2 protein-coding genes are annotated in these 6,004 nt (G+C 60.6%); one reads left to right on the top strand and one right to left on the bottom strand.

The window, feature by feature from the left end; all coding sequences use genetic code 11:
• Positions 1–229: 229 nt before the first annotated feature.
• Positions 230–5,125, bottom strand: coding sequence for an NAD-glutamate dehydrogenase (locus tag KGB28_RS24620; protein ID WP_223448260.1), 4,896 nt, complete (start codon positions 5,123–5,125; stop codon positions 230–232).
• A 504-nt stretch (positions 5,126–5,629) separates the two neighbouring features.
• Between KGB28_RS24620 and KGB28_RS24615 the strand changes: the two genes are divergently transcribed.
• On the top strand, positions 5,630–5,983 hold the full coding sequence (locus KGB28_RS24615) for a hypothetical protein (protein WP_223448259.1): 354 nt from the start codon (positions 5,630–5,632) through the stop codon (positions 5,981–5,983).
• Positions 5,984–6,004: the final 21 nt, after the last annotated feature.

The raw sequence follows: 6,004 nt of genomic DNA, 5'->3' as shown, positions 1-6,004 counted from the left end.
CGCTCGCCCTGATCGGCTTCGCCTTGTATCCGGTTCTTGTTCATCGGCTCGCGGTTTCGCTCCACGCTTCCTCCCCACACTCGGTCGCCCTCATGCAGTTGCGCTTCGCTTCGTTCGCTGTGGTCAGCTTACGGCGGGACTTTCAACCACAAGATTGCGCCCATGCTGGGCGCACCATAAAAAAAAGCCCCGCATCTCTCAATGCGGGGCTTTTTCATTCAGCGCCTGATCAGGCAGCCGGTTCCAGCTCGGCGGCGACAGCGGCAGGCACTACCGCTTGACCGCTCAACGCCAGGTCCAGCAGTTCGCGGTTGGCCACTGCGTACATGGCGTAGTCGGTGCCGCTGGCGGCACGGATTTCCACCAGCATGACGCGCCAGCGCTCGATCATGCTCTCGTGCTGCGCCATCCACAGGGAGAGCCGTGTTTCCACGTCCTGGGTGCCGTCGCCCTGTTGCAGGACCGAGATGGTGATCGCACGTTGCTGCCAGTCCACATCATCACGGAACGCTTCACGGGCCAGGGCCTGCCAGTTGTTTTCAACCGGCAGAGCGCTGATCTGTTGTATGTACCAGGTGATGTCCAGCGCACTGCCTACGGCGAAGTAGGCCTTGGCCACTTCGGCCGGATCCTGGCCAGTCACGTCGGAAGCCTCGATGATCGGCAGCAGGGTGTACAGGTGCGAAGTACCAGCCACCATGCGCGCCAGCAACTCCGGCACACCGGCTTCGACGTACGCCTGATAACGGGTCTGCCAGGTTTCGCGGATCTCGCCACTGAGCAGCTCGTCGAGCTTGAGACCCAACTCTTTCAGGTGCGGACCGAAGTGGGCGACGTCACGGGCAGCATTCTGCTCGTTGCGACGGGCACGCAGGAACCAGCGCGTGGCGCGACGACCCAGGCGCATCAGCTCGTCCATCAGCTCCAGTTGCACGTCGGCGGAAACCTGGTAGTCCAGGGCTTCGATCTGACGGAACCAGTGCGGGAGGTGGAAAATGTCGCGCACGATCACATAAGCGCCAGCAACATTCGCCGGGCTCATGCCGGTCGACTCTTTGAGTCGTTGAACGAAGGTGATGCCCATGTGGTTGACCAGATCGTTGGCGATCTGGGTGCTGACGATTTCGCGCTTCAGACGGTGACGACGCATGGCCGCGGAGAACTTGCTCACCAGCGTTGGCGGGAAAGCGGTTTCCATGTCGCGGGTCAGGTAGTCGTCGTCCGGCACCAGGGAGCCCAGCAGCTGCTCCTTGAGGTCGATCTTGCTGTACGAGATCAGCACCGACAGCTCGGCACGGGTCAGGCCATGGCCTGCCGCGATGCGCTCGTTGATTGCATCTTCGGCCGGCAGGAACTCGATGGCGCGATCCAGCTTGCCTCGGCCTTCCAGGTCGTTCATCAGGCGCTTGTATTCGGCAATCCGCGGCAAGGCGCGACGGGCTGCCAGGGACAGGGCCTGAGTCTGCTTGTAGTTGTTGCCCAGCACCAGACCACCGACTTCGTCGGTCATGCTCGCCAGCAACTGGTTACGTTGCTTGTCGGTCATGTCGCCGGCCTGAACCACTTCGTTCAGCAGGATCTTGATGTTCACTTCGTGGTCGGAGCAGTCCACACCACCGGCGTTGTCAATGAAGTCGGTGTTGGAACCGCCGCCATTGAGGCCGAACTCGACGCGACCCAGTTGGGTCATGCCCAGGTTACCGCCCTCGCCCACGACCTTGCAGCGCAGTTCGTTGCCGTTCACGCGCAGTGCATCGTTGGCCTTGTCGCCGACATCGGCGTGGGTTTCGCTGCTGGCCTTGACGTAAGTACCGATACCGCCGTTCCACAGCAGATCCACCGGTGCCTTGAGCAAGGCATTGAGCAGTTCGGTCGGGGTCAGCTTGTCGGCCGAGATGTCGAAGCGTTCCTGCATTTGCGGGGAAATCGCAATGCTCTTCGCGCTACGGGAGAAGATGCCGCCACCTTCGGACATCAGGCTGGTGTCGTAGTCCGACCAGGCCGAACGCGGCAGGTCGAACAGGCGCTGACGCTCGGCGAAGCTCGACGCTGGCTCAGGGTTCGGATCGATGAAGATGTGCAGGTGGTTGAAGGCCGCGACCAGTTGCAGCTTGTCGGACATCAGCAAGCCGTTACCGAACACGTCGCCGGCCATGTCGCCGACGCCCACCACAGTGATGCTGTCTTCCTGGACATTGATGCCGCGCTCGCGGAAGTGGCGCTGTACGCCAACCCACGCGCCCTTGGCGGTGATGCCCATTTTCTTGTGGTCGTAACCGGCCGAACCGCCGGACGCAAATGCGTCACCCAGCCAGAAGCCGTAGTCGATGGCGATGCCGTTGGCGATGTCGGAGAAGGTCGCAGTGCCCTTGTCCGCCGCCACTACCAGGTACGGGTCATCGTGGTCATGACGCACGACGTTGGCCGGTGGCACCAGGGCGCCGTCTTTCAGGTTGTCGGTGATGTCCAACAGGCCAGAAATGAAGATGCGGTAGCAGGCGATGCCCTCGGCCGCGATCTCGTCACGGCTGCCGCCCAGTGGCAGGCGACGCGGCAGGAAGCCGCCCTTCGCACCCACCGGCACGATCACCGAGTTCTTCACTTGCTGGGCTTTTACCAGGCCCAGGACTTCGGTACGGAAGTCTTCTTCACGGTCGGACCAGCGCAGGCCACCACGAGCCACGTTGCCGAAGCGCAGATGCACGCCTTCGACGCGCGGCGAGTAAACGAAGATTTCGAACTTCGGTACCGGCTTTGGCAGCTCGGGAATCAAGTGCGGGTTGAACTTGAAGCTGAAGTACGACTTGTTATGGCCGTTGGCATCGGTCTGGTAGAAGTTGGTGCGCAGGGTGGCCTTGATCAGGTCCAGGTAGCGACGCAGGATGCGGTCTTCGTTCAGCACCTGGACGTCGTCCAGGGCGCTGTGAATCGCGTGTTCCAGGCGTTGCTGCTTGTCGTCCAGATCGTCGCCGGTCAGCTTGCGTGCCAGGTAGAAACGGGTCTTGAACAACCGGGTCAACTCGCGAGCGATGTCGGTGTGGTTGTTCAGGGTGCTGGCGATGTAGCCCAGGTCGAAGCCCAGACGAATCTGCTTCATGTAACGGGCATAGGCACGCAGCAGCGCCACATCGCGCCATGGCAGGCCGGCGGTCAGTACCAGACGGTTGAACGCGTCGTTCTCGGCTTCGCCACGCACGATGTGGACGAATGCGTCCTGCAGCGTGTCGTTGAGCTGCTGGATGTCGAGTTCCAGGCCTTCGGCGGCGGTGAACGCGAAATCGTGAATCCAGAACTCGCGGCCACTGTTGTGGCGCAGGCGATACGGGAACTCACCCAGCACGCGCAGGCCGAGGTTTTCCAGGATCGGCAGGACGTCGGACAGTGCCAGCGGGGTATCGGCGTGGTACAGCTTGCAGTGCAGCATGCGCTGGCCGGAAACCTGGCCCAACGGCTGGTAGAAGCTCATCACCAGCGGATTTTTTTCGTTGAGGCTCAGCAGGTGCTGCATGTCGACCACAGCCGAGTGGGCTGCGAAGCGCTCGCGGTAACCGGCCGGGAAGCCTTTCGGGAAGTCGGCCAGCACGTTGGTGCCGTGGGCTTCACCGAAGCTTTCAATGGTCAGGGCGGCGTAGTCGTCCTGCCAGCTGCGGCAGGCCTGCACCACTTCTTTTTCCAGCAGCAGCGGGTCGATATCGAGGCGGTTTTTCGGGTCGACGCGCAGGATCAGCTGCACGCGAGCCAGCACGGACTCGGAGAAGAAGGTCCAGAACTCGCAGTCCGAGGCTTTCAGGCGATCCATCAGCACTTGCTGGATCTTCTGGCGTACTTCGGTGGAATAGATATCACGCGGCACGTAGGCCAGGCAGTAGCAGAAACGGCCGTACGGGTCTTTACGCAGGAACACGCGAATCTTGTTGCGTTCCTGGATCTGCACGATCGACATCACGGTGCTGAACAGCTCGTCCACCGGGGTCTGGAACAGATCGTCGCGCGGCAGCACTTCGAGCACCTGCGCCAGTTCCTTGCCCAGGTGAGCCTTGGCCTGGAAGCCGGAACGGTGTTCGATTTCCTCGACCTTGCGGCGGATGTACGGGATCACCCGCACGCTCTCGCCATACACCGACGAGGTGTACAGGCCCATGAAACGGCATTCCTTGATGACCTTGCCGTCGGCGTCAACTTCGCGGATCGACACGAAATCCGGGTAAGCCGGACGGTGGACACGGCTTGGGTGCGAAGCCTTGGCGAACGACAGCAGAGTCGGTTCGCGCAGGTAGTTCACGGCGTAGTCTTCGATGCGCAGGTCATCGTAGGTCAGGCCGGCACGCAACAGCTTGGTCAGGCCGAGGAAGGAGTCCTTGTCGTAGACGATATGGCCGCCATCGGCTTCATCGCTGACCACGAACTCTTCGTAGCCGAGGAAGGTGAAGTGGTTGCCCACCAGCCATTCCAGGAAGCTCTTGATCTCGTTCTTCTCGTCGCCATCGACGGCGAACTGGCTGTTGTCCAGCTTGGTCAGGATGTCCTGGACCTTGGCCTTCATCGGCTCGAAATCGCCGACGGCCACGCGAACTTCACCGAGCACCTGCTCCAGCTCTTTGCTCAGCACATTGAGCTCGGCGGTGTTGGCGCAGCGGTCGATTTCCAGGTACATCAGCGATTCTTGCTGAATGTCGTCGCCCTGGGTGCCTTTAGGCAGGATTTCCAGCAACTCGCCCTTGCTGCCACGACGCACGCTCAGCACGGTGGTTTGCAGGGTATGGATGCTGTAGCCGCGGCGGTTCAGCTCGGTACGCACCGAGTCCACCAGGAATGGCAGGTCGTGGTGCAGCACTTCGACCGCGGTGTGGGTCGACTGCCAGCCGTGGCGTTCGTAATCGGGGTTGTAGACGCGCACTTGCGGCTGCGCGTGATCGAAGCGCTCAAGCATGCGCCACGCAGAAAGGGTGCAGCCAGCAAGGTCGGACAACCGACGCTGGGTCAGCTCGTCAAGGGAAATGATGCCGAAGAATTGTTCAGCGAACAGCGCCACTTGTGGCAGTGCCTGTTCACTGATGTGCTGCGCCAGTGCCGCTTGCAGTTGGTGCTGGAAGTCGGCTTTGCTGGCTGCGGTGAAGAACGCCATCTGTGGTACTCCGCTTGGGCTTGTTATTGATGGAAGCGTCGCGTGCAAAACCCCTGTTCGGGGCTACCCGTCACCCTGTTCCTGATTCTCGGGCAGAGGAAACAGGGCGACAGGTGGGTGAAGCTGGACGAGACACTCAGGTCACATTCACCTTCCGTGAATGGGCATCTGCAAAAACGACTGGACTGCGTGCAGCGCAATGTCTTTACGGGTGCTCATCCGTTGCGCAGCTTAACCAGTGCGGCAAGGCCCGTGCTTGCGGTGCTGCGACATATTCGGTCATCGGTACGCAGCTCAAGGCATGCGCATCGAACAACACTAGCATTCACACAGGAAAATGACGGTTTTCCGTCCGGTTTTACGGGACATGCGTACCAGAAATGACCAGTAACACTCTGGCCGTCCACGACCCGGTCATCGACACTCAGCCAAGCAGAAATGTGCGCGGGCTGGCAGAATCGCCCTTTGTTGCGTTTACCACGCCCGTCGAGCCAGGAATTTCCCATGAAAATGAAAACCGCCCTCTTGATCGTCAACCCTTGCGACGACGAAGAAGACAACATGGCCATGCTCTGCTGCCACAGCGACCAGGGCGAAATGTTCCTGATGAGCCGCTACCCGGATGAAGACGAGCTGGAAATCACCCTCGACGGCGAACCCTCGACCCTGGATGGCGTGAAAGTCACCCTCAGCCCTTCCCTACTGAAGATTGAAATTGCTGCTGCGGATGCTGATGCGTTGAATGGGGATGATGTGCTGGAAATTACCTTTGATGCCGACATGGTGGATCTGGCTGAAGTGGAAGAGACTTTGCAGAACATTCTCAAGGGCACCGGGACTTACATCAGCGAGCTCTGAATATCAGCGCACTTACTGACG

Origin of the sequence: Pseudomonas sp. BF-R-19 (assembly GCF_019956445.1) — a bacterium.
In the GTDB taxonomy this organism is placed as follows: Bacteria; Pseudomonadota; Gammaproteobacteria; order Pseudomonadales; family Pseudomonadaceae; genus Aquipseudomonas; species Aquipseudomonas fluorescens_BH.
This window is presented reverse-complemented; position numbering and strand designations above follow the sequence as displayed.

Coding starts and splice junctions, on each gene's coding strand:
- KGB28_RS24620 (WP_223448260.1), bottom strand. CDS start 5,125: ATGGCGTTCTTCACCGCAGCCAGCAAAGCCGACTTCCAGCACCAACTG.
- KGB28_RS24615 (WP_223448259.1), top strand. CDS start 5,630: ATGAAAATGAAAACCGCCCTCTTGATCGTCAACCCTTGCGACGACGAA.